This window comes from Micromonospora sp. CNZ297 (assembly GCF_007827625.1).
In genome coordinates this window covers 1-19,805 of the sequence record NZ_VISU01000043.1, presented here as the reverse complement: position 1 = coordinate 19,805, position 19,805 = coordinate 1, and the positions used below count along the sequence as shown (strand labels likewise).

Genomic DNA, 19,805 nt, shown 5'->3' with positions numbered 1-19,805 from the left:
TCCGGCGCATCGGTGCGGAGCTCGGCGTAGCGCACCGCCCACCGTGTCGCCGTCGGTCAGACACGTCCCAGCGCTGTGCGGCACGAGCGACTCCGGCAATACACCTAGGTGAGCGCGTGCACCAGTGCGGTCGCCGCTCCGGCCAGGAGGGCCACGCCCGTGCCGGCACCGACGACGGCGCTGGGGGTGAAGTCGCACCGTCTGGCGACAGGGACGCTGACGAGCGCGACCAGGGTGACGAGCGCGGCCCAGATCGCGAGGGCCGGATACCCCAGAAGCGGCGCCAGGGGGAAGAAGTGCAGGCCGACGATCAGGGCGATCCAAACCGGAACCAGGGAGGTGCGGCCGGCGCGCCGGAGCCAGATCGCGCCGACGGCACAGAGGACCACCTCGATCAGGACGATCACCCCGAAGACCGGCCCCGTCCTCTCGTCCACGGAACTGCCCTTGTCCCAGGTGCGTGCGGTGACGATGCCGCCGATGATCGCTGCGACCAGAGACAACACCGAACCGATGCCGAGCCACGGACGCCACGCCCTGGGCGGTGCCTCCTGCGCCCAGCCGAACCAGACGATCCCGAAGACCCCGAAAATCGCGGCGGTGGCCGCGGCGTTGGCCGCGAATTCAGCATCCATCGGCGCAGTCTAGGTGCCGATGACCACCGCTCCGAGCGGTGCCCGCACAGGCGCCACGACGCAATGTCGCCTAGGAAACACGACCAGGACGGCCCGCACCAGTGCGTCACGGTGGACGGCACCCCGGTCGGCCATATGGGACTCGGGCAACCGCCAGTCCGACCAGACGTGGAGCTCCCGCTGACGTCCGGGTGGTGACCGGCGCTCGTCCCGTCGATCCGCCGAGACGGGCGCGACGGCCGCTCAACTAGGGAATAAATCGAGTTCAATCTATTGACAAGGATTGTTTACGGTTTCAGGCTGAGAGCGCTCTCCCGCGCCGCCTCCGGTGCGTCACGAACAACCGGAAGGAGTTCGATGATCAAGACAACTGCGCTGCTCACCGCTGCGATGCTCGGCCTGTCTGTCCCGGCCGTCCCCGCGGCGGCTCACATCGCCCACCACTCCGAAGCACGGCCGGCCGTGGCCGGCCTGCCGCTCGGCATGGCCGCCGCGATGCGCCGCGACCTGCACCTGACCGACGACCAACTCACCGCCCGGCTCGCGGCCGAGGCCGCCGCGGCGTTGGTCGACCGACGGCTGCGCGGGCGCCTCGGCACCGGGTACGCCGGCTCGTGGCTGGAGACGGACGGCCCGCTCACGGTCGCCGTCACCGACGCCTCCGCGGCCGACGCGGTGCGGGCCGAGGGAGCCCGGCCCAGGCTCGTCCCTCGGACGCTCACGAGCCTGACATCGGCGCGTACCGCCCTGGACCGGAGCGCCGCCGGTCAACCGCCCGGGGCCGCCGTCCGCGGCTGGTACGTGGACGTCGCCGCCAACCAGGTGGTGGTGCGGGTGGCACCGGGACAGGAACGCACCGGCCGAGCGTTCGTGCGCGGCGCCGGCCTCGCCGACGCGCTTGTTCGCTACGCGCCTGCGCCCGACGCGCCGCGCCCGATGTACGACATCCGCGGCGGCGACCAGTTCGTCATCAACGGCAACGTACTCTGCTCCGTCGGCTTCGCCGTGGTCGGCGGGTTCGTCACCGCAGGGCACTGCGGAGCCGCCGGCAGCCCCACCCGCGGCTTCAATAACGCAGCCCAGGGCACCTTCGCCGGCTCGTCGTTCCCGGGCAACGACTACGCCTGGGTCCGCACCAACGCCGACTGGACGCCGCGACCCTGGGTGAACAACTACGCCGGCGGCAACGCTCCCGTCACCGGGTCCCGGGACGCGGTGATCGGCAGTTCCGTGTGCCGGTCGGGACGCACGACCGGCTGGCGGTGCGGCGTACTGCTGGGCCGGGAGGAGACGGTCAACTACGCGCAGGGCGCGGTCTACGGGCTCAGCCGCAGCAACGCCTGTGCCGAGGGCGGCGACTCCGGCGGCGCCTGGCTCTCCGGCGACCAGGCCCAGGGAGTCACCTCCGGCGGATCCGGCAACTGCACCACCGGCGGCACCATGTGGTTCCAGCCGGTCAACGAGATCCTCGGTGTCTTCGGACTCAGTCTGGTCACCACCGGCGGGGGCGGCTCCGGCACCCGGATCATCAGCAACTGGAACAACAAGTGCGTCGATGTGCCGAACTCGAACTTCTCCGACGGAGTCCCGCTGCAGGCGTGGAACTGCAACGGCACGGCCGCGCAGGCGTGGACGTTCACCGGCGGCAGCCTGCGCACGCAGAACAACATGTGCATGGATGTCGCCTGGGGCTCCCGGGACAACGGCGCGGTCATCCAGATCGCCACCTGCAGCGGCAACCCGGCCCAGCAGTTCGTGCTGTCCGCCGCCGGCGACCTGGTCAACCCGCAGGCCAACAAGTGCGTCGACATCAAGGACTGGAACGGCAACGACGGTGCGCGGTTGCAACTCTGGGAGTGCGCCGGCACCGCCAACCAGAAGTGGCGCTCCGGCTGATCCGAGGCCTGACACGGCGTCCCGCCCGGGACGGTCCGAGGTGGGCCGACGGCGGCACGCCGTGTCGCTCCGGGACGTGCCAGCTCAGGTGCGGCCGTCGCCGGCAGTGACCGGTGTCGAACGGTGCGCCGATCACCCTCGTCGCGGGTGCTGGCGAGCCGGTTCCGCGCTGCGCCCACGGTGACCGACGGCCCCGGCGGACCGACGAGCCCGCCGAGGCGGACCCGCTACCCCGCCAGTCAGGATGGCCGGACCGAACCCTGGAGGCCACCTCGGTAGGCATGGCGGATCGTTCGCCGGGGAATACTGCCGGGCATGGCCTCGTACTCGGTGGATCAGGCGGCTGTCGTCCGCGCCCGGCGGCTCATCGAAGCGCGCCAGTACGTGCTCGACAGTGACTGGGGCGTTGTCCAGCCCCGGGCCACCGACGAGAACGGCTACCTCGACAAGCACTCGTGGCGCGAGTATGGCGAATGGTTCCTTGGCCGTACCGAGGGTGCGAACGAGGAGACGAAGGCCCGGTACGCCTTCGCCTACGGCGACTTCCGCCGCGTCCACCGGTCCGGTCTGGTCGCGTGCGTCTACCGCGCCTCGGAGTGGCGGCACAAAGACGTCGAACTGGCCGCGCACGACCTGCTGCAACTGCTCGACCAGGTCGCCGGCTGACCCTGCGCGGGGTGGACCGGACACGCGCGCGACGCCAGTTCCGCATGCCGTGGGGCCCCGGCACCGGCGCCCGCCCTCGAAGAGGGGCGATGGCTCACCACGAGCCGGCACACGTGCCCTCGATATCCTCACCGCAGCCGAAACCGACTCGCCGCTGGGCGAGGTGGGGCTTGGCCACGTGGCGGCGGCCTTCCGGCAGGCCGGGGCCCGTTCCCTCCCGCCCCGGCACGCTTCTGTTGCACGCCACCGGGCGGGCCCGGATGCCGACACGCGGACGAGTGGCGTCCGCGCTGTCCGCCGCCCGTGTGGTCCCCCTACCGGCCGCTACTCGAAGAACTTCAGGCTCCAGCCGGTGTCGGTGTTCGGGCCGGGGACGTTAGCCCGCCGGTAGGTGGTGTTGCCCCACCAGCAGAACGTGCCGGTGTACCAGAACCGGTTGCTCCAGGTGTAGGGCGTTCCCTTCGGCACCGCGTGGAACATCAGCGGGAATCGCGGCCCGGCCGGTGGGCTCGTGGCGATGTCGCCATGCAGCAGCACGAAGGTGTGATGCCCGGGGCCGTTGACGTAGAGGGTCGGATCCCAGCCGGACATCATGGTGGACCGGTTCGAGCCGAACAGGCAGCCGTTGGACTTGTACCAGTCCCACACGTACGTCGGGTCGCCTCCGGCCCGCAGTCGCAGGTCCGCGAGACAGTACTGGTCGCTCCAGCTGCCGTTGGCGGAGTAGACGATGTGCAACTGGCCATTCGGGTCTCGAATCGGCTCCGGCCCCTCGTTGATGAACGGGTTGCCGACCACCCGCTCCCACGGCTCCCGGGGTTGGGAGATGACGTAGCGCGCCCCGACCGGCGTGGTCGGGCTGCTCATCCTGGCGAGGTAGATGTTCTGCTCGACGTTGGTGTCACCGGCCCATCCGGACCAGACGAACCAGCGCTGTCCGTTGAACGTGAACAACGACCCGTCGATCGCCCACTTGTCGTCCGGCAGGGCCAGTTTCTGCTCGGCAGTGTACCCACCGTCCGGCGACGTCGAGCTGATCACGAACGTGCGGCGACTGCTGCCCGCGCCCAGCGCGAAGTAGATGTAGTAGCGTCCACCGTCGAGGACGATCTCCGGTGCCCAGACGCCGCCGCGGCCCCGGGTGTCCGTCCACACCTGGCGCTGAACCGCCCCGCTCAACTGGTCGGGTGACGAGGCTTGACGAACGGCGATGCCGTCACCGACCGACTGGGTGGAGATGTAGGTGCCGCCGACCCGGATGACACTGGGATCCGCCGCACGGATGCTCTGCGCGGCTTCGGCCGGCGAGTAGACGAACCCCACCTGCCACAAGCCTGCCGCGGCGAGCAGAACGGCGACGAGGAGCTTGCCGAGCATCCGCTGCCGTCTCATGGCATCGACCGGTTCCCGCTAGAAACGAGAGGCGGCTGACCTCCCGGCGCGCAAGAGCGCTCTCCCAGACTGACCAATCGACGCTCGTCGTGTCAACCAACGACTCGGATCGAGTGCGGGTGGGGGCAACGGACCGACCGTCGGCCGGCGCGTGGCGACCGCGACGCGCCGGTGGCCCGGCCGCCGGGTGCGGTCGGCGAGCCACCGGCAAGCGCCCGTCAGCCGTTGTCGATCAGCCCGGCGATCTCGTTGTAGATCAGGTGTGCCTTCGCCCCCTGGTTGGACGGGCACCCACCGAGGTGGTGCAGGGCGATGACGCGGTGATTGGCGTCGAGTACCGGGGAACCCGAGTTGCCGCCCGAGGTGTCGCAGCTGTAACTGATGTTCCAGGTGTTGTAGTTCGCGTTGCGCACCGTGCAGACACCACCGTTCTGCGTGTCCTCGTAGATCGACAGTCGCTTCGGGCTGCCATCACCGTGCCCGGGCACGTACATCCGCGTGCCGGTGCTGGTCGCGGTCGTCCTCAGGTAGAGCGTGCCGAACCCCTGGATCGCGGCGAAATTGTTCACCGAGTAGAGCGCGTAGTCCAGTTCACCCGAGCCACCGCTGCTCACCCGGTAGAGGGTCGCACCGCTCACCTTCGTGCCCGGGCCGGGGTTGCTGCCACCGCAGGTGGCGCACTGGTAGTTGAACTGCGCCTCGCTGGCGCTGACCGCGGACTGGGTCGAGAAGCAGTGCTTGTTGGTCAGCATCCGGTTGGTGTTCCCGACCCGCCAGGTGGTGCACAGTCCGCCGCCACCGATGAGCAACCGTGCCACCGCCCGGCCCCGGGCGTACTCGGTGGGGTGTGTGCTCTGGTAGCAGACCACGTCCCGGCGGGCGTCGGTGCTACAGACGGACGTGGTCGAGAAGTTGTGCTGGGCGATCTCGGCCTGGTCGTACCCTCGCCAGAACCGGTCGATGTCGACGACCGCGCGAGCGGGCCGCGCGCTGTGCAGCGTCACCACGGCGGTATCCCCCGTCACGGACATCGCCCAGAAGCCCGGCCCGCCGTCGGTGGTGTAGTCCGAGCCGGTCGTCCGGTCGAGGCTCCGGTCGTACCGGTAGGTCTCCCGGCCATCCGGGCTGGACACCGTGACGTAGTCCCCCTCGTTCAGCCGCAGTGCGCTGAAGTGGACCTTGACGTACGTGGCGCCGGGATGCCGGATGAGCTGACGCGCACCCGGCCGGTCGGCGGTGCGGGTGGTGTCGAGTGTGCGCAGCTCACCCACCGTGGTGACGCCTTCGGCGGAGAACTGTGCAGCCTCCGGCGCCCGGACCGACGCCGGAGCCACCGGCCGGGCCGGATTCGCCCCGGAGGCGGACGCGGGCAGCATGCTCACCCCGAGCGCCCACACGCCGAGCACTACCGCCGCGTATCGCGCACCGCGCCGCAACATGTGTCTCATCCGCACTCCTTTCCGAGGAACGGCGGATGCCGTTCCGACGGGCTCCCTCGCACGAGCTTTTATAGAAGAGTATCGATTGGTGGCGGGATGCGGTACCGCCAAATCGAACGGCTGCCCGCGCCCGTCCGCTCGCCTTCCACGGCCGGCCCGGCAGCGAGGCCGGAGCGCCGCACGGTCGCCCGCCCCCCGCGGGTCCGTGGGGATGCCGAGATGGCGTAACGCCCCGGCCCTCTTGCGGCTGCGGACGGAGGCATCGACAGCTTCAGTCGGATGTGACGACCGCAGGTCGATCGGTGACCACGCCCTCGGGCGTCGCGGTCGTTCCGGAGGTCATGGCGAGGGTCGAGGGGCAGGAGCATTCCTTCGCGTTGCCGCTAGCCGGGGCGGTGGACACCCACCCCGGTGCACCCATGCCCGACTGGCCGCAGGTCGACGCAGCGTTGCGCGACTCGTAGCCCGAACGCCGGACCCGGGAAGGAGAACACGGGGGCAATGCTGGGCTGGCTCCAGACCGAGATGGCCAGCCTTCTGCCGAGCAGATGATCATCGCGATGGCGTGGTGAGCGCATGAACGCCGAACGGCGGCCCGACTGGTTCGGCGGGCCGCCGCTCAGATCTCACCCAGCCCGGGCCCGTTGTCGCTGACCTGGCAGGTCAGCAGGTCGTGGCCTACGACTGGCGGCTGTCTAGCTGGGCCTAGCCGGGACCTTCGACGCGGTAGCTGGTGCGGCCGACCTGAGTGGCACCCCCTACGTCTCCGTTGCGGCCTCGGCCGGCACGCCGAACCGGTGGCCGTACTCGGCCCGGAAGAGCCCGAGCCGCTCCGCGTGTGCGTCTGTCTCCCCGATCCATCCCAACCCCTGCAGTCGCGGCCTCGGAAGTGATGGCAAGTGTCAGGGCCATCCGCACCCGTGTCTGAGAGCACCGGTTGACCATCTGCGGGGCAGCGCCTGCCAGAGACTTTAGGGACCCGAGGTCTAGCTGACCTCCCCGCCCGGACAACGTCGCGTCGGTCAGGAAACCCGGCTGCATGAACCTTCGGGCTCGCCGAAGAGGTCACCGAGCACGATGCCCTGGTCAGCAGGCTTCGGGTGGGATTCGAGTCTCAGCCCCCGGGATGCATGCCGACGTCACCGCGATGGCATCCGTGCCATGCGGTGACACGACGAAGCCCTGTTGGCTGACGTCAGCGAGCTTCGAGACAACAGCCGACACCAGTCAAGCGGGAGCGATGCGCGTGACCACTTCCGGAGTTCTCTGGGAGGTCACACCGGATTCATCGCCCACATCACCGCAGGCCAAAGCCTTCCGTTCTGCCCGGCCTCGGTGACCACTTCGGGCGGGCGACGAGACCCAGTCGCTCCATCGCCCGATGGCCGCCATCAAGACTTCGAACTGTGGGACCCGCTCCTCTGGCCTTCATCCTGCGCGCCGCATGGACCTGGCCCCGGATCATTCGAGCCACCGCCGGCCGCGACCTCGCCCAGGCACGGGTGTGACGCTCGAGGCAGGCCCGGTTGCGGGGGCGGTGACAGCGGCTCCGGCAACAGCAACCGCGAGCAGCAGCACGATCCAGAGCGGGACGGCGCCGACGTCGCGCGGTTCGGGTCAGGTGGAGCCGCGGACGACCAGCGTCGTCGGCAACACGGTCGGCTTGGGCGGGTCGTCGCCGCCGTGCAGCATGGCGACCAGCGCCTCGGCGGCGGCCGTGCCGAAGCCGGGCTTGTTTTGGGCGACGGTGCTGAGCCCGGGCGGGATCAGCGCGGCCACTTCGATGTCGTCGAAGCCGATAATCGCAATGTCGTCGGGGATCCGTAGGCCGGCCGCCTGGGCCGCGCGCATCGCGCCGACAGCCATCTCGTCACCGGCGACGAACACTGCGGTAGGGCGGTCGTCGAGGGCGAGCAGCCGGTTCATCGCGGCGTGACCGCCGTCGAGATAGAAGTCTCCCTCGATGACGTGGCTGTCGGCGAGCGGCAGGCCGGCCCCGGCCAGAGCGGCCCGGAAGCCGACGAGCCGTTCGGCTCCCGGCCAGGTTCGCAGCGGGCCGGTGATGGTGGCGATGCGCCGGTGGCCGCGTTCGACGAGGTGGCGCACGGCGAGCGCCGCGCCGCCGGCATTGTCCGAGGTGATGTAGGTCGACGTCGGGCCGTCGACCCGCAGGTCGAGAGCGACGCACGGCACCTGGGCTTCGACGAGGGCGAGCACGGCTGGGTCCCGGGTGCCGTTGTCGATGATGACGGCGCCGTCGAGATTGTGCTGGCGGACGGCGCGCACGTATCGCTGCCCGTCGTCGGGCCCCGCCGCGTCGTGGCCGGCGAGCATGAGCAGGTTCAGCCCGTGCGCGCTGAGCGCCGTCTTGAGCGCGACGAGGATCTCCTGCAGGAACGGGTGGCGCCATCCAGGGCGGCGATGGTCGGTGTCCCATACCAGGCCCACCATGTTGGATTTCTTCGTGGCGAGCGTCCGGGCCGACCCGTTCGGTAGGTAGCCGATCTCGGCGGCCAGGTCGAGGATGCGCTGGCGGGTGTGCTGGCTGACGACCTCGGGGGTGTTGAAGACGCGGGACACGGTGGCGACGGACACGCCGGAGCGGCGCGCCAACTCCCTAATTGTGGTCAATGTGGTGCCTTCTCTGTAACCGGTTTCACGACCGTAGCGTCAGCGATGTCCGCCGGTCAAGCTGCATCGACCGTTACCGTTTCGTAACTTGACACCCCCTAGCCGAAACCGTTCACACTTCCCAGGAAAGGCGCTCACCGGCGGTCACCCTCGACTCGGCCGGCATCCGATCTTCATCCAACTCCACCCGCCCCACCGCCATCGCTTCGCCGACAATGTAACCGGTTTCAAGTAACCGGTTACATGATCGCACGAAAGGGTTCCCTGGTATGCACCCAAACCGACTGTTGCGACTGACGGCAGCCATCCTGGCCGCCGGAGTACTGCTGACCGCGTGTGGCACCGGCACTGACGAAGGCTCCGGCGGCGGCAACGAAAAGATCACCCTGAACGTCAATCTGTTCGGCAACTTCGGGTACCAGGACCTGTACGACGAGTACCAGAAGTCGCACCCGAACATCACGATCCAGGAGCACACGGCCGCCTACAACGACCATCATCGCGACCTGATCACCCACCTGGCCACCGGCTCCGGCGCGGGCGACATCGAGGGCGTCGACACGGGCTTCATCGCGCAGATGCGCGAGCGGGGCAACCTCTTCGTCGACCTGGGCAAGGACCGCCAGTCCGAGTACCTCGACTGGAAGTGGGCGGCGTCGCTGGCCAAGGACGGCAAGCAGATCGGGTACGGCACCGACGTCGGCGGCCTGGCCATCTGCTATCGGCGTGACCTGTTCGAGAAGGCCGGCATGCCGTTCGACCGCGACCAGGTGTCGGCCGCCTGGGGCAGCGGCTGGGACAAGTACATCGAGTTCGGCAAGCGGTACGCGGCGAAGGCCCCGGCCGGCAGCGCCTTCTTCGATGGCGGAGGCCAACTGTTCAACGCCATCATCGGCCAGGCCCCGGTCGGGTACTACAACGAGGACAACGGCATCGTCGTGGGAACCAACCCCGATGTCCGCAAGGCCTGGGACCTGACGGTGACGGCGATCCAGAGCAGCCTGTCGGCCAGGCTGATCGGCAGCTCGCAGGAGTGGAACAACGGCTTCGCGAAGGACCAGTTCGCCACGATCGCGTGCCCGGCCTGGATGATGGCCAAGATCAAGGACCAGGCGAAGCATGCCGCCGGCAAGTGGGACGTGGCGAGCGTCCCGGGCGGCGGCGGCAACTGGGGCGGCTCGTACCTCACCGTTCCCAAGCAGGGCAAGCACATCGAGGAGGCCAAGAAGCTCGCGGCGTGGCTAACCGCCCCGGAACAGCAGGCCAAGGTGTTCACCGCGCGGGGCAACCTGCCGTCCATCCCGGCGCTGTACGACAAGCCTGACATTGCCCAGTACAAGGACGCCTTCTTCAACAACGCCCCGGTGGGCCAGCTCTTCACCACCGCGGCAAAGCAACTCAAGCCCCAGCACCAGGGCCCGCGAGCCGGGGATGTGCAGACCACCATCCGCGACGCCCTCGTCCGCATCGAACAGGGCAAGCAAAGCTCCGACGAGTCCTGGAAGCAGATGGTCAGCGACGTCGAGCGCCTCGCCAAGTAACTCGACCCGCGCCGCCGGCGGTCGCCCCTGACCGCCGGCGGCGCCCGGCGACGAAGGATCGACGATGGCCAACTACCTCCACCAGGCCCGCCGGGCCGGCCTGAGCCGGCTCGACACCAAAGGCTCGCCCTACCTCTACATCCTCCCGTTCTTCCTGCTGTTCGGCGCGTTCGGGCTGTTCCCGCTGCTGTACACGGCGTACGTCTCGTTCAATGACTGGGACCTGCTCGACTCCGGGTCGCACCGCTGGGTCGGCCTCGCGAACTACCGCGAGATGCTGCAGGACGCGTACTTCTGGAACGCCCTGGGCAACACACTCAGCATCTGGGTGCTGTCCACCGTGCCGCAACTGCTCGCCGCGCTCTGGATCGCCCACCTGCTCAACCACCGGCTGCGGGCCCGCACCGCGCTACGGATGGGCGTGCTGCTGCCCAACGTCACCTCGATCGTGGCGGTGACGATCGTCTTCACCCAGCTGTTCGGCCGCGACTTCGGCATGGTCAACTGGGCGCTCGGCCTCGTCGGCATCGGCCCGATCGACTGGCAGGCCAACACCTGGAGCTCCCACCTGGCCATCTCGTTCATCGTCGCCTGGCGGTGGACCGGCTACAACGCCCTCATCTACCTCGCCTCGATGCAGGCGATCCCGCACCACCTGTACGAGGCCGCCGACCTCGACGGCGCGTCGCAGGGTCAGCAGTTCAGGCGGATCACCGTCCCGATGCTGCGGCCGACGATCATCTTCACCACGGTGATCTCGACGATTGGCGGCCTGCAGATCATGGCCGAACCCCTGCTGTTCGCCAGCTCCCAGACGCCCACCGGCGGCTCCGACCGGCAGTTCCAGACCGTCGCCCTGTTCATGTACGAGCAGGGGTTCCGGGAGTTCCGCTTCGGCTACGCCTCGGCGGTCGCCTGGACGCTCTGTCTGGTCATCGCCATCTTCGCGATCATCAACTTCCTGCTCACCCGGCGCATCGCCAAGGACGAGGACTGAGGAGGACGCCGTGACCACCCTCGCGGACCCCGCACAGACCGGCACCACACCCTCGCCGCCGCAACGCCGGTCCCACCGGCGCCGGAGCTTCGGGTACCCACGCAAGGGCTCGGTCTGGAGCTACGGCGCCCTGCTGGCGGTCGTGGCCGGGTCGGTCTTCCCGCTCTACTGGTCCATCGTCGTGTCCTCGCAGACCAGCGACGCCGTCACGAAGGTGCCGCCGGCCCTGGTGCCCGGCGGGCACCTCTTCGACAACATCGCGCGCGTGTTCGACACGACCGACTTCGGCCGGGCCCTGGTGAACTCCTTCATCGTCAGCGGCTCGATCACCGTCTCCGTGGTGTTCTTCTCGACCCTGGCCGGGTTCGCGTTCGCCAAACTGCGGTTCCGAGGCCGAAAGGCGCTTCTCGTCGTGGCCATCGCGACCTCGATGGTGCCGCACCAGCTCGGCATCATCCCGCTGTACATCCTGATGGCCGACCTCGGCTGGACCGGACGCCTCACCGCCGTGATCGTGCCTGGGCTGGTAACCGCGTTCGGCGTCTTCTTCATGACCCAGTACCTCGGCCGCGCCGTGCCCGACGAACTGCTGGAGGCCGGCCGCGTCGACGGGTCCAGCACGTTCGGCCTGTACTGGCACATCGTCCTGCCGGCGGCCCGCCCCGCCGCGGCGGTGCTCGGGCTGTTCACCTTCATGCAGGCGTGGAACGACTTCTTCTGGCCGCTGGTCGTGCTGCAGAACAACGCGACCGTGCAGGTGGCGCTCTCCGCACTGGCCAGCGGCTACACCACCGACTACACCCTGACGCTGACCGGCACGTTGCTCGCCACGCTGCCGATCCTCGTCGTCTTCATGCTCCTCGGCCGGCATCTCGTCGACGGCATCATGCAGGGGGCGGTGAAGGGATGACCACCACATCCCAAGGTGCCGCCGCGGCCGCAACCCAGCCGGACCTGCCCGAGCTGCCGGACCTGCCGGCCGGCTTCAGCTGGGGCGCGGCCACCGCGGCGTACCAGATCGAGGGGGCGGTCGACGAGGACGGCCGCGGGCCGTCGATCTGGGACACCTTCTGCCGCCGCCCCGGTGCCGTCGACGACGGCACCTCCGGCTCGGTCGCCTGTGACAGCTACCACCGCTGGCGGGAGGACGTGGACCTGCTGGCCGGCCTCGGCGTGGACGCCTACCGTTTCTCGATCGCCTGGCCACGGGTCATGCCGGCAGGGCGGGGCGCGGTGAACCGGCGGGGCCTCGACTACTACGACCGGCTCGTCGACGCCCTGTGCGGGCACGGCATCCGGCCGTTCGTCACGCTGTACCACTGGGATCTGCCCCAGGCGCTCGAGGACGAGGGTGGCTGGCGGGTACGGGATACCGCCGAGTGGTTCGCCGAGTACGCCGCCGCGGTGGCGGGCGTCCTCGGTGACCGGGTCCAGGACTGGATCACGCTGAACGAGCCGTACTGCTCGTCGATGGTCGGCTACGCGGAGGGCCGGCACGCGCCCGGCGCCGCCGAAGGACACGGTGCCCTGGCCGCCGCCCACCATTTGCTGCTCGGGCACGGCAGGGCGGTCGCCGCAGTCCGGTCCGCCGCCGGCCCGCGGGCGCGCGTCGGCATCACGCTCAACCTCTCCCCCGCCGTGCCGGCCAGCGATACCGAGGCCGACCGGGCGGCGGCGGATCGGCAGGACCTCATGCTCAACCGGCAGTTCACGGATCCGGTGCTGGGCGGCGCGTACCCGTCCGGGTTCGAGCGGCTCTACGCCGGGGTGAGCGATCTGTCGTTCCGCCGGGACGGTGACCTGGCGGTGATCTCGACACCGTTGGACTTCCTCGGTGTCAACTACTACTACCGGGTGCACGTCGCCGACGCCCCATACGAGCAGCCCGACCCGGCGCTGCGCAGCGCGTTCGACATCGGGGTCCGGCAACTACGGCCAGACGGGTTGCCCACCACCGACCTGGGCTGGCCGGTGGAGCCGCAAGGGCTCTTCGACACCCTGACCGGGCTCGCGGACCGTTACCCGGGCCTGCCTGCCGTGTACGTGACGGAGAACGGCTGCGCCGACCTGCGGGACGAACCCGAGCCGGACCCGGAACGGATCTCGTTCGTGGCCGGGCACCTGGCGGCGGCGGCCCGTGCGGCCGCCGTCGACGACCGGCTCGATCTGCGGGGGTACTTCTACTGGTCGCTCATCGACAACTTCGAGTGGGCCCGCGGGTACGGGCCCCGCTTCGGTCTGGCCCACGTCGACTACGGCACCGGATCCCGTACGCCCAAGGCCAGCTACCACTGGCTGCGTGACCGCTTGCGGGCGTGGCGGAAACGCACCTCCACCTGCCCATCGTCGACCTGCGCCTGACGGACCCACTTGCGCAACGTCTCGGCCGTACCGATCCCGAGCCGGGCCGCCACCGCCGTGATCGCCGCCCAGTCCGACTCGTAGTTCGACCGCACCTCCGCCACCATCCGCACCGCCCGCTCCCGCAACTCCAGCGGATACGGCTTCGTTCCTGCCATCTCTCGATCCTTCCGGGTCTGTGGATCTAAGGGTGTTTCCGGCCTGACCTGCCGGGCGTTGTGCCTGGTGAGGAGGGTGCCGTGATGACCGCGACACTGAACGACCAGACCGGACGCAGGAAGCGGCCCGAGCCGTCGGCGGAGGCGAAGGCCGCCGCCGATCTGGTCCGGTCAGCCAAGGAACAAGGGCTGTCCCTGACCGGTCCGGACGGGCTGCTGAAGCAGCTGACCAAGACGGTCCTGGAGACCGCGCTGAAAGGAGATGACCGAGCACCTCGGCTACGAAAAGCACGACCAGGCCGGTGTTGGTTCGGGCAACATCCGCAACGGCACCCGTCCGAAGACCGTGTTGACCGAGGCCAACGGGCCGGTGCAGATTGACGTGCCGCGGGACAGGGCAGGCACCTTTGAGCCGCAGATCGTGCGCAAGCGGCAGCGGCGCCTGTCAGGGGTCGACGAGGTCGTGTTGTCGCTGTATGCCAAAGGCTTGACGATCGGGGAGATCTCGGCGCACTTCGCCGAGATCTACGGGGCTTCGGTGTCGAAGGAGACGATCTCCCGGATCACCGACAAGGTCATCGAGGAGATGACCGACTGGTCCCACCGACCTCTCGACGCCATCTACGCCGCCGTGTTCATCGACGCCATCGTGGTCAAGGTGCGCGACGGGCAGGTCGCCAACCGGCCGTTCTACGCCGCGATCGGCGTCACCCTCGACGGGGAGAAGGACATCCTGGGCTTGTGGGCCGGCGCTGGCGGTGAGGGCGCGAAGTTCTGGATGAGCGTGCTGACCGACCTGCGCAACCGGGGCGTCAAAGACGTGTTCTTCCTCGTCTTTGACGGTCTCAAGGGCCTGCCCGAGGTCGTGACGAACGTGTGGCCCCAGACGGTGGTGCAGACCTGCGTGATCCACCTGATCCGCAACACCTTCCGGCTCACCTCCCGCAAGTACTGGGACGAGCTCAAGCGGGACATCAAGCCGATCTACACGGCCGTCAACGCCGACGCCGCCCGGGCGGCGTTCGACGACCTGGCCAACAAGTGGCGTGGCCGGCATCCGGCGGTGATCCGGCTGTGGGACAACGCCTGGGCCGAGTTCATCCCGTTTCTCGACTACGACCTGGAAATTCGCACAGTCATCTGCTCCACCAACGCGATCGAGTCGCTCAATGCCCGCTACCGGCGGGCCGTCAAAGCCCGCGGCCACTTCCCCAACGAGCAGGCCGCGTTGAAGTGTCTGTACCTGGTGACCCGATCGTTGGGCCCCACCGGAGCAGGCAGAACCCGATGGACGATGCGCTGGAAACCCGCGTTGAACACCTTCGCCATCACCTTCAGCGACCGCTTCCCAGCCGCTGAAACCTACTAACCAAGATCGCCGGAAACACCGTTAGCGAGACAGCCCCAAGCTTGGCGTGCCCCCGGGCCGCCGCGTCTGCCGCGATCCGCGACCAGACAGTTTCTCGAGCCGTGCCGCCTGATCCTCCAGCGCGTACGACAAGACCTTGAGATTGGCGGCCCGGCTGCCGGCGACGGCCTTGAGCCACCCACGCAACGTGATCATGCAGGAAGACGCACTGGTCAAACCCTTGGACACCTGGCTCGTCCAGGGCTTCGGGCCGCTACAGCGGCGTCACACCGTCGCCGCGCTCCTCGACCAGGCTCATGCCGACATGCCAGCCGTGACCCCAGTCGTACCGGACGGACCGACCGTGGCTGAGTGCGACGCGAAACTGGCCCGCTAATCGAGCGGCACTCGAAGCCGGCGCCGACCCGGCCGTGGTCGCCGGCTGGATCGCCGGAACTTAGGCCGGACGCCAGCGTGCTGAACAACGCCGGCACACGCCAATCGAAGAGAAAGCCGAAACCGCTCCGGGCTTCAGCCAGGAGGAGATCATCGCCATCGTCGAAGTATTCGGCGACCTCGTGAGCGCGCCCTGTGGAACGCCGAGCCGGAACACAAGCTGGAGGTCTACCGCAGCCTGGGCTGCGCCTGTCGTACGACCCGGAAACGCAAACGGTGCGGGCAAGTGTAGATCTTGCCACGCACCGTTGGGATTCGGTTTGTGTCCGAGGGGGGATTCGAACACATGTTCGTGTCACATGTGGCCCTTTTCTGGGTCCACATGCTCATAGATTACGGTACGACCAGGGTTGGCTCAAGCCCGTACGCTCATTACCGTCTGCAATCACGCATAGCAGTTCGGGCGCACAGGGTCGCAGCTTGTCAGGCCCGCTCCCCTTCGTTATCGAGTATCGGAATTAAGGCGTAACCAAAAGCTGGAGCCGACCCGCTTGCATCCCGGCGAGTCTCAGTCGGTCGACGCTGACGGCAGCCCGTATCGCTTGCGTTCTTCGGCAGTCAACGCACGCGGTTCTCGGTCTTTAACTGAGAGCTTCGCGTGGCCCTCGCATACGTCCCAGCTTAGGATACTGCCGTCGTCGTAGGTGACGGTAAGGGTGTCTTGCCACGACAGGCTGCACACTATGCCGCCCGGCGTGTCAAGTACGCCGAGAGGCCGCCCGTCTTGGGTGAGCCAAATGTAGAGCGCGTCGTCGTCGCTGATAGAAGCTAAGAAGTTTCCGTCGGATGACCAGCTCAGTTGACGGACGGCACTTGTGTGGCCGACACAACGCATACGTATGTCCTGCTGCGCTACGTTCCAGATCTCGATCTGGTTGCCGACGGCGGCGGCGAGTCTGACAGAGTCATTCGACCAGGCCAGGGCCGTTACCTCGCCTTCCCCTTCGGTTCGCCACTGATGAGCGCGGGTGTAGTCATCTCCTCGCCAAAAGCTCACATTGTCTTTGCTGACGACCGCCGCTATCAGTCTTGAGTCCGGGGACCAGTTGAGCGTTCCCGCGCTTTCTTCGCCCCCGTCGAGGACTGCTAGGCGCTGCCCTTTGCCCACGTCCCAGACCGAGAGGGCGGGTGGTGTTCTGCCAAAGAAGCAGTGTGTGTGAACGGCCAGCCGTGAGCCGTCGCCGGACCAGGCGAGTCCGTAAACCCACGGTAATGGCGTCGACGTCGTTGTGTGTTTCAGGGTTGGTCGCGGACGAGTGCCCCACTGTGCTCGTGGGACACCGGATCGCGTGTCCCACACGGTGACCTGTTCTTGCGTGGCGGTGGCGACCAGGTCACCTAGGGGCGAGTACGCGATCGACATGCAGTCGTCGTCTCCGAGTCTGAGCGGCAGCGTCGCCTCGTCCATTTCGATGATCTCTGGCATGGATCCCGTCCGCTTTACGGCGGCGCGCTTGAGGTCCGGCGACCATGACACTTCTCGTAGACTACCGGTGGGCAGGCGGCGGAAGCTTCGGCCGACAACATCCCAGATCTCGACGTTATGGAATGAGCTTCCCAGGCCGATCCGCTTGCCGTCGGAGGACCAAGCGATCGTGCTGATTTGGTGAGGGCGTGCCCGCCGCTCGACTGTCTGTCCGGTGGCGACGTCGATCAGCGCCACGCGGTGTTGGTGTCGTGTTCGACGCAGGGCGTAGGCGATGACATCGTCGACGGGCGACCACGCCATTGCTTCGGCCAAGCCGGGAGGCGCGCTTTCGGCGGCCTGGCCGGTGTCGGTGTCGTAGATCCACAGGGTGCGGAGTTCCCGTGCGGGGGTCGCAGAGCGGCGCATTGAGAACGCCGGAGCGGCTGAGACCGCGAGGCGGATTCCGTCGGGCGCCCAGCACAACGCCGGCTCTGACCACGCTACCTGCTGTCGCAGGATCTCTGACGTCTGCTCGCCGATGCCGATCACGAGCAGCAGGTCGTCTGAGGCGATGGCCAGCCGGTCGTGTGTAGGGGACCATGCCGTGGCGTGAACATTCGTGGCCGGGATGCTCGTGACCAAGCCGGGGACGTCGTCCTCCAGGCGGTAGACGTCAACGGCTCGGTAATCGAACGTTCCCGCGAAGCACGCATCACCGCCCCACGAGAACGAGTCGAACGACGTCAGGAGACTCCCCCTCCGCCTGCCCAGGTTGCGGCCGTCCCCGACGCGCCACAGCATGACACCTCGATCGTGCTCGGTAAGGGCAAGGGTCCCGGTGGCACTGAGCAGGGTGTGACCGCACGCTTCTGGGTCATCGGCGAAGGCGACTCCGGTGAGGCGGCCGGTGTCGTTCCAGGTGCAGACGCGGCCCGCCTTGTCGGCGGTGCGGAGTTCTCGGTTGTCGGGCAGCCAGACCGCGGAGGTGATGCCGGTGGTGTGTCCGATGGTGAGGCGCCGGGTCTGCGGTGTGGCGGTCAGGGCCCAGCGCGTCATCGTCGCAGCTGGGGTGGGTGGCAGCTCGTGTAGCGCGGTATGGGCGAGCGCCAGGGCCAGCTCGTGGTCTTGTCGGCGCACCTGTTGCGCGAACTCGGCAACGCGCTCGGACTGTCGGGCGCGGTCGTGGTGATCGGTCTCCTGGGAGGCGTCGAGTAGGTGGCCGGCTGCGGTGGAGAGGGTCACCTCGGCGGCCAGCGCGACGGCATCGGCGAGGGTTTGGCCGCGCAAGAGGTCGTCTGTCTGCGGGTTCGCTTGCCATGCTGCCGCGCGGTGTTCGAGTCGGGTGATGCGGTGCAGGCGCTCCTCGTTGGCGTTGATCAGAGCAGCGAGGCGGTGCCACTGGCGGAACAGGGCGTCGTGGGTAAGTTCGAGGCAGGTGCCGTCGTCGACGTCGATGATCAGGCGGGCTGCCCTGAACTCCTCAAGGATGTGGGCGGCGGTGGTATCAAGGTCGGCTCGGCGGATCGTCCGTCGTACGGTTTCCTTGCCTTCCATGCCGATGCCGCGCAGCAGAGCAGAGTCGACGGCGTGTTGGGGGTACCGCGCGGTGAGGGACTCGTAGATCTGCTCGGCGTGAGCTGCGATGGCACCGCCCACCTCGCCGGCCTGTTCGTATTGAGCCACCGTGATGTGTCGGCGGTCGGACTGCAGGTGCAGACGTTGCAGCAGGTGGCTGAGCAGGGGAAGCGCGTCACCGACCGTGGCGTCGGCGGTCATGCGGTCGATGAGGTCGTCCTCGAACGTGAGTCCTGCAGCCCGGGCGGGCCCCGCGATGGCCTGTCGGATGCGAGCCGGATCCAGCAGACCGATGGCGACCGGCCGGGTGATGAAGCCGGCCTGCTGCTCGGTGAGCCGCCGGCGGAACTCGGGCCGAATCGCCACCAGCAAGCGCAGTTCCGGCAACACCGTCAGCGCCCGGGTCAGCAGGCTCCACCACTGGGCCCGGTCGTGCTCGTCGGTCAGGGTGTACAGATCCTCGGCTTGATCGACGACGAGCAGCACTGGTCCGCGGGCGACGCTGAGAATGCTCGGCATAACCTGCAGCGGGGCTTCCGGAGCGGCGGCTTCTTCGCGCAACAGCCGCGCCGTCTGCAGCACAGCGGCCGGGCCATCCGCCCATGCTGCGGCGAGGCTCATGAACGGATCAGCAGCCGGCCGAAGCGGACCCACCACGGTCCAGCGCCGTGGCAGTCGAGCGATGACGCCCGCGCGAATCAGCGATGACTTGCCCGCTCCTGAGGGGCCGACGATAGCGACGATCCGGGTTGCCGGCGCCGGCCCCGAGCGCTCCAGGCGGTGCAGTACGTCTCGTGCCTCGCGGTCGCGGCCAAAGAACACACCCGCGCGCTCCACTGTGAACGGCGCGAGGCCGGGGTATGGGCTTTCCGCGCTGCGCCACGTGATCGCCGTTCGGCGGTGCAGAAGGTACCGCCAGGCGAGCCACAGGACAACACAGAGCGGAAGCCACAGGTAGGCGTAGTCAAGGACAAACCGCCACGGCCCATGCCAGCTGTCCGTTCGCGCCGTCACGATGTTGATAGCCAGACCGACGGCGATGGTGCCCAGCAGGGCACCGGACTCGCGACGGTACTCCCCTGGCGCCCGCCCCACCTGATCATCGCACTACGAGAAGGCGCCGCCCGCCAGCGCGTGACGGATAGCCGACAGAGGCAGCAGCCGTGGCCGGAACTGGGCTCAGGCCCTGACTTAGAGCTCCTAACGAAATGATGTTGGGCGTGTCCTCGGGACGCGAGGATCGTTCTGTCTGAACGTGAGGAGGGGTGAGCAGCCGCCGTGGGTCGTCTCGGACGAACTCTG

Annotated in this window: 12 protein-coding genes and 2 pseudogenes; 8 read left to right on the top strand and 6 right to left on the bottom strand. The window is 68.3% G+C overall.

Translation table 11 applies throughout. The features are described 5' to 3' along the window. Positions 1-104: 104 nt before the first annotated feature. Positions 105-635, bottom strand: coding sequence for a hypothetical protein (locus tag FB454_RS33625; RefSeq protein ID WP_030274727.1), 531 nt, complete (start codon positions 633-635; stop codon positions 105-107). A gap of 357 nt (positions 636-992) precedes the next feature. Between FB454_RS33625 and FB454_RS33620 the strand changes: the two genes are divergently transcribed. Both FB454_RS33620 and FB454_RS33615 read left to right on the top strand, forming a co-directional pair. Continuing rightward, the gene (locus FB454_RS33620; protein ID WP_145824198.1) at positions 993-2,531 is read left to right on the top strand and encodes a ricin-type beta-trefoil lectin domain protein; all 1,539 of its coding nucleotides are present in this window, start codon (positions 993-995) and stop codon (positions 2,529-2,531) included. 315 nt (positions 2,532-2,846) lie between these two features. After that, a complete protein-coding gene (locus FB454_RS33615) occupies positions 2,847-3,197 on the top strand; it encodes a hypothetical protein (RefSeq protein WP_013476101.1) in 351 nt (116 codons plus the stop codon). A 324-nt stretch (positions 3,198-3,521) separates the two neighbouring features. Here the strand turns inward: FB454_RS33615 and FB454_RS33610 are convergent, their stop codons facing one another. The 3 genes from FB454_RS33610 to FB454_RS33600 form a co-directional block, all read right to left on the bottom strand. Continuing rightward, entirely contained in the window at positions 3,522-4,589 is a 1,068-nt protein-coding gene (locus FB454_RS33610) for a glycoside hydrolase family 43 protein (RefSeq protein ID WP_069089513.1), read from the bottom strand. A 218-nt stretch (positions 4,590-4,807) separates the two neighbouring features. Then, complete coding sequence (locus FB454_RS33605) at positions 4,808-6,037, bottom strand: trypsin-like serine peptidase (protein WP_145824197.1); 1,230 nt, start codon at positions 6,035-6,037, stop codon at positions 4,808-4,810. A gap of 1,608 nt (positions 6,038-7,645) precedes the next feature. Continuing rightward, positions 7,646-8,641: a LacI family DNA-binding transcriptional regulator gene (locus FB454_RS33600; protein ID WP_230650269.1), complete on the bottom strand. Its 996-nt coding sequence runs from the start codon at positions 8,639-8,641 to the stop codon at positions 7,646-7,648. A 287-nt stretch (positions 8,642-8,928) separates the two neighbouring features. On the opposite strand from FB454_RS33600, the gene FB454_RS33595 reads away from it, so the two are divergent. The 4 genes from FB454_RS33595 (at position 8,929) to FB454_RS33580 (ending at position 13,558) form a co-directional block, all read left to right on the top strand. Further along, entirely contained in the window at positions 8,929-10,200 is a 1,272-nt protein-coding gene (locus FB454_RS33595) for an ABC transporter substrate-binding protein (protein ID WP_145824196.1), read from the top strand. A gap of 64 nt (positions 10,201-10,264) precedes the next feature. Beyond that, positions 10,265-11,197, top strand: a complete 933-nt coding sequence (locus tag FB454_RS33590) for a carbohydrate ABC transporter permease (RefSeq protein ID WP_145824195.1) — start codon at positions 10,265-10,267, stop codon at positions 11,195-11,197. 10 nt (positions 11,198-11,207) lie between these two features. Further along, positions 11,208-12,107 carry a carbohydrate ABC transporter permease gene (locus FB454_RS33585; protein ID WP_030274737.1) on the top strand — a complete coding sequence of 300 codons (900 nt, stop codon included), beginning with the start codon at positions 11,208-11,210 and terminating at the stop codon, positions 12,105-12,107. Then, the gene (locus tag FB454_RS33580) at positions 12,104-13,558 is read left to right on the top strand and encodes a GH1 family beta-glucosidase (protein ID WP_114920810.1); all 1,455 of its coding nucleotides are present in this window, start codon (positions 12,104-12,106) and stop codon (positions 13,556-13,558) included. The genes FB454_RS33585 and FB454_RS33580 overlap by 4 nt, the downstream gene beginning before the upstream one ends. On the opposite strand, the pseudogene FB454_RS33575 reads toward FB454_RS33580, so the two are convergent. Beyond that, positions 13,534-13,716, bottom strand: a pseudogene (locus FB454_RS33575) (transposase); the annotation flags it as partial. The gene FB454_RS33580 and the pseudogene FB454_RS33575 sit on opposite strands and share 25 nt — an antisense overlap. 84 nt (positions 13,717-13,800) lie before the next feature. Between FB454_RS33575 and FB454_RS33570 the strand changes: the two are divergent. Both FB454_RS33570 and FB454_RS33565 read left to right on the top strand, forming a co-directional pair. Beyond that, a pseudogene (locus tag FB454_RS33570) lies at positions 13,801-15,085 on the top strand (IS256 family transposase). 187 nt (positions 15,086-15,272) lie between these two features. Then, positions 15,273-15,461, top strand: coding sequence for a hypothetical protein (locus tag FB454_RS33565; RefSeq protein ID WP_084588867.1), 189 nt, complete (start codon positions 15,273-15,275; stop codon positions 15,459-15,461). A gap of 567 nt (positions 15,462-16,028) precedes the next feature. On the opposite strand, the gene FB454_RS33560 is transcribed toward FB454_RS33565, so the two are convergent. Then, on the bottom strand, positions 16,029-19,598 hold the full coding sequence (locus FB454_RS33560) for an NACHT and WD repeat domain-containing protein (protein ID WP_145824193.1): 3,570 nt from the start codon (positions 19,596-19,598) through the stop codon (positions 16,029-16,031). Positions 19,599-19,805 lie beyond the last annotated feature (207 nt).

Coding starts and splice junctions, on each gene's coding strand:
- FB454_RS33590 (WP_145824195.1), top strand. CDS start 10,265: ATGGCCAACTACCTCCACCAGGCCCGCCGGGCCGGCCTGAGCCGGCTC.
- FB454_RS33580 (WP_114920810.1), top strand. CDS start 12,104: ATGACCACCACATCCCAAGGTGCCGCCGCGGCCGCAACCCAGCCGGAC.
- FB454_RS33610 (WP_069089513.1), bottom strand. CDS start 4,589: ATGAGACGGCAGCGGATGCTCGGCAAGCTCCTCGTCGCCGTTCTGCTC.
- FB454_RS33605 (WP_145824197.1), bottom strand. CDS start 6,037: ATGAGACACATGTTGCGGCGCGGTGCGCGATACGCGGCGGTAGTGCTC.
- FB454_RS33625 (WP_030274727.1), bottom strand. CDS start 635: ATGGATGCTGAATTCGCGGCCAACGCCGCGGCCACCGCCGCGATTTTC.
- FB454_RS33615 (WP_013476101.1), top strand. CDS start 2,847: ATGGCCTCGTACTCGGTGGATCAGGCGGCTGTCGTCCGCGCCCGGCGG.
- FB454_RS33620 (WP_145824198.1), top strand. CDS start 993: ATGATCAAGACAACTGCGCTGCTCACCGCTGCGATGCTCGGCCTGTCT.
- FB454_RS33595 (WP_145824196.1), top strand. CDS start 8,929: ATGCACCCAAACCGACTGTTGCGACTGACGGCAGCCATCCTGGCCGCC.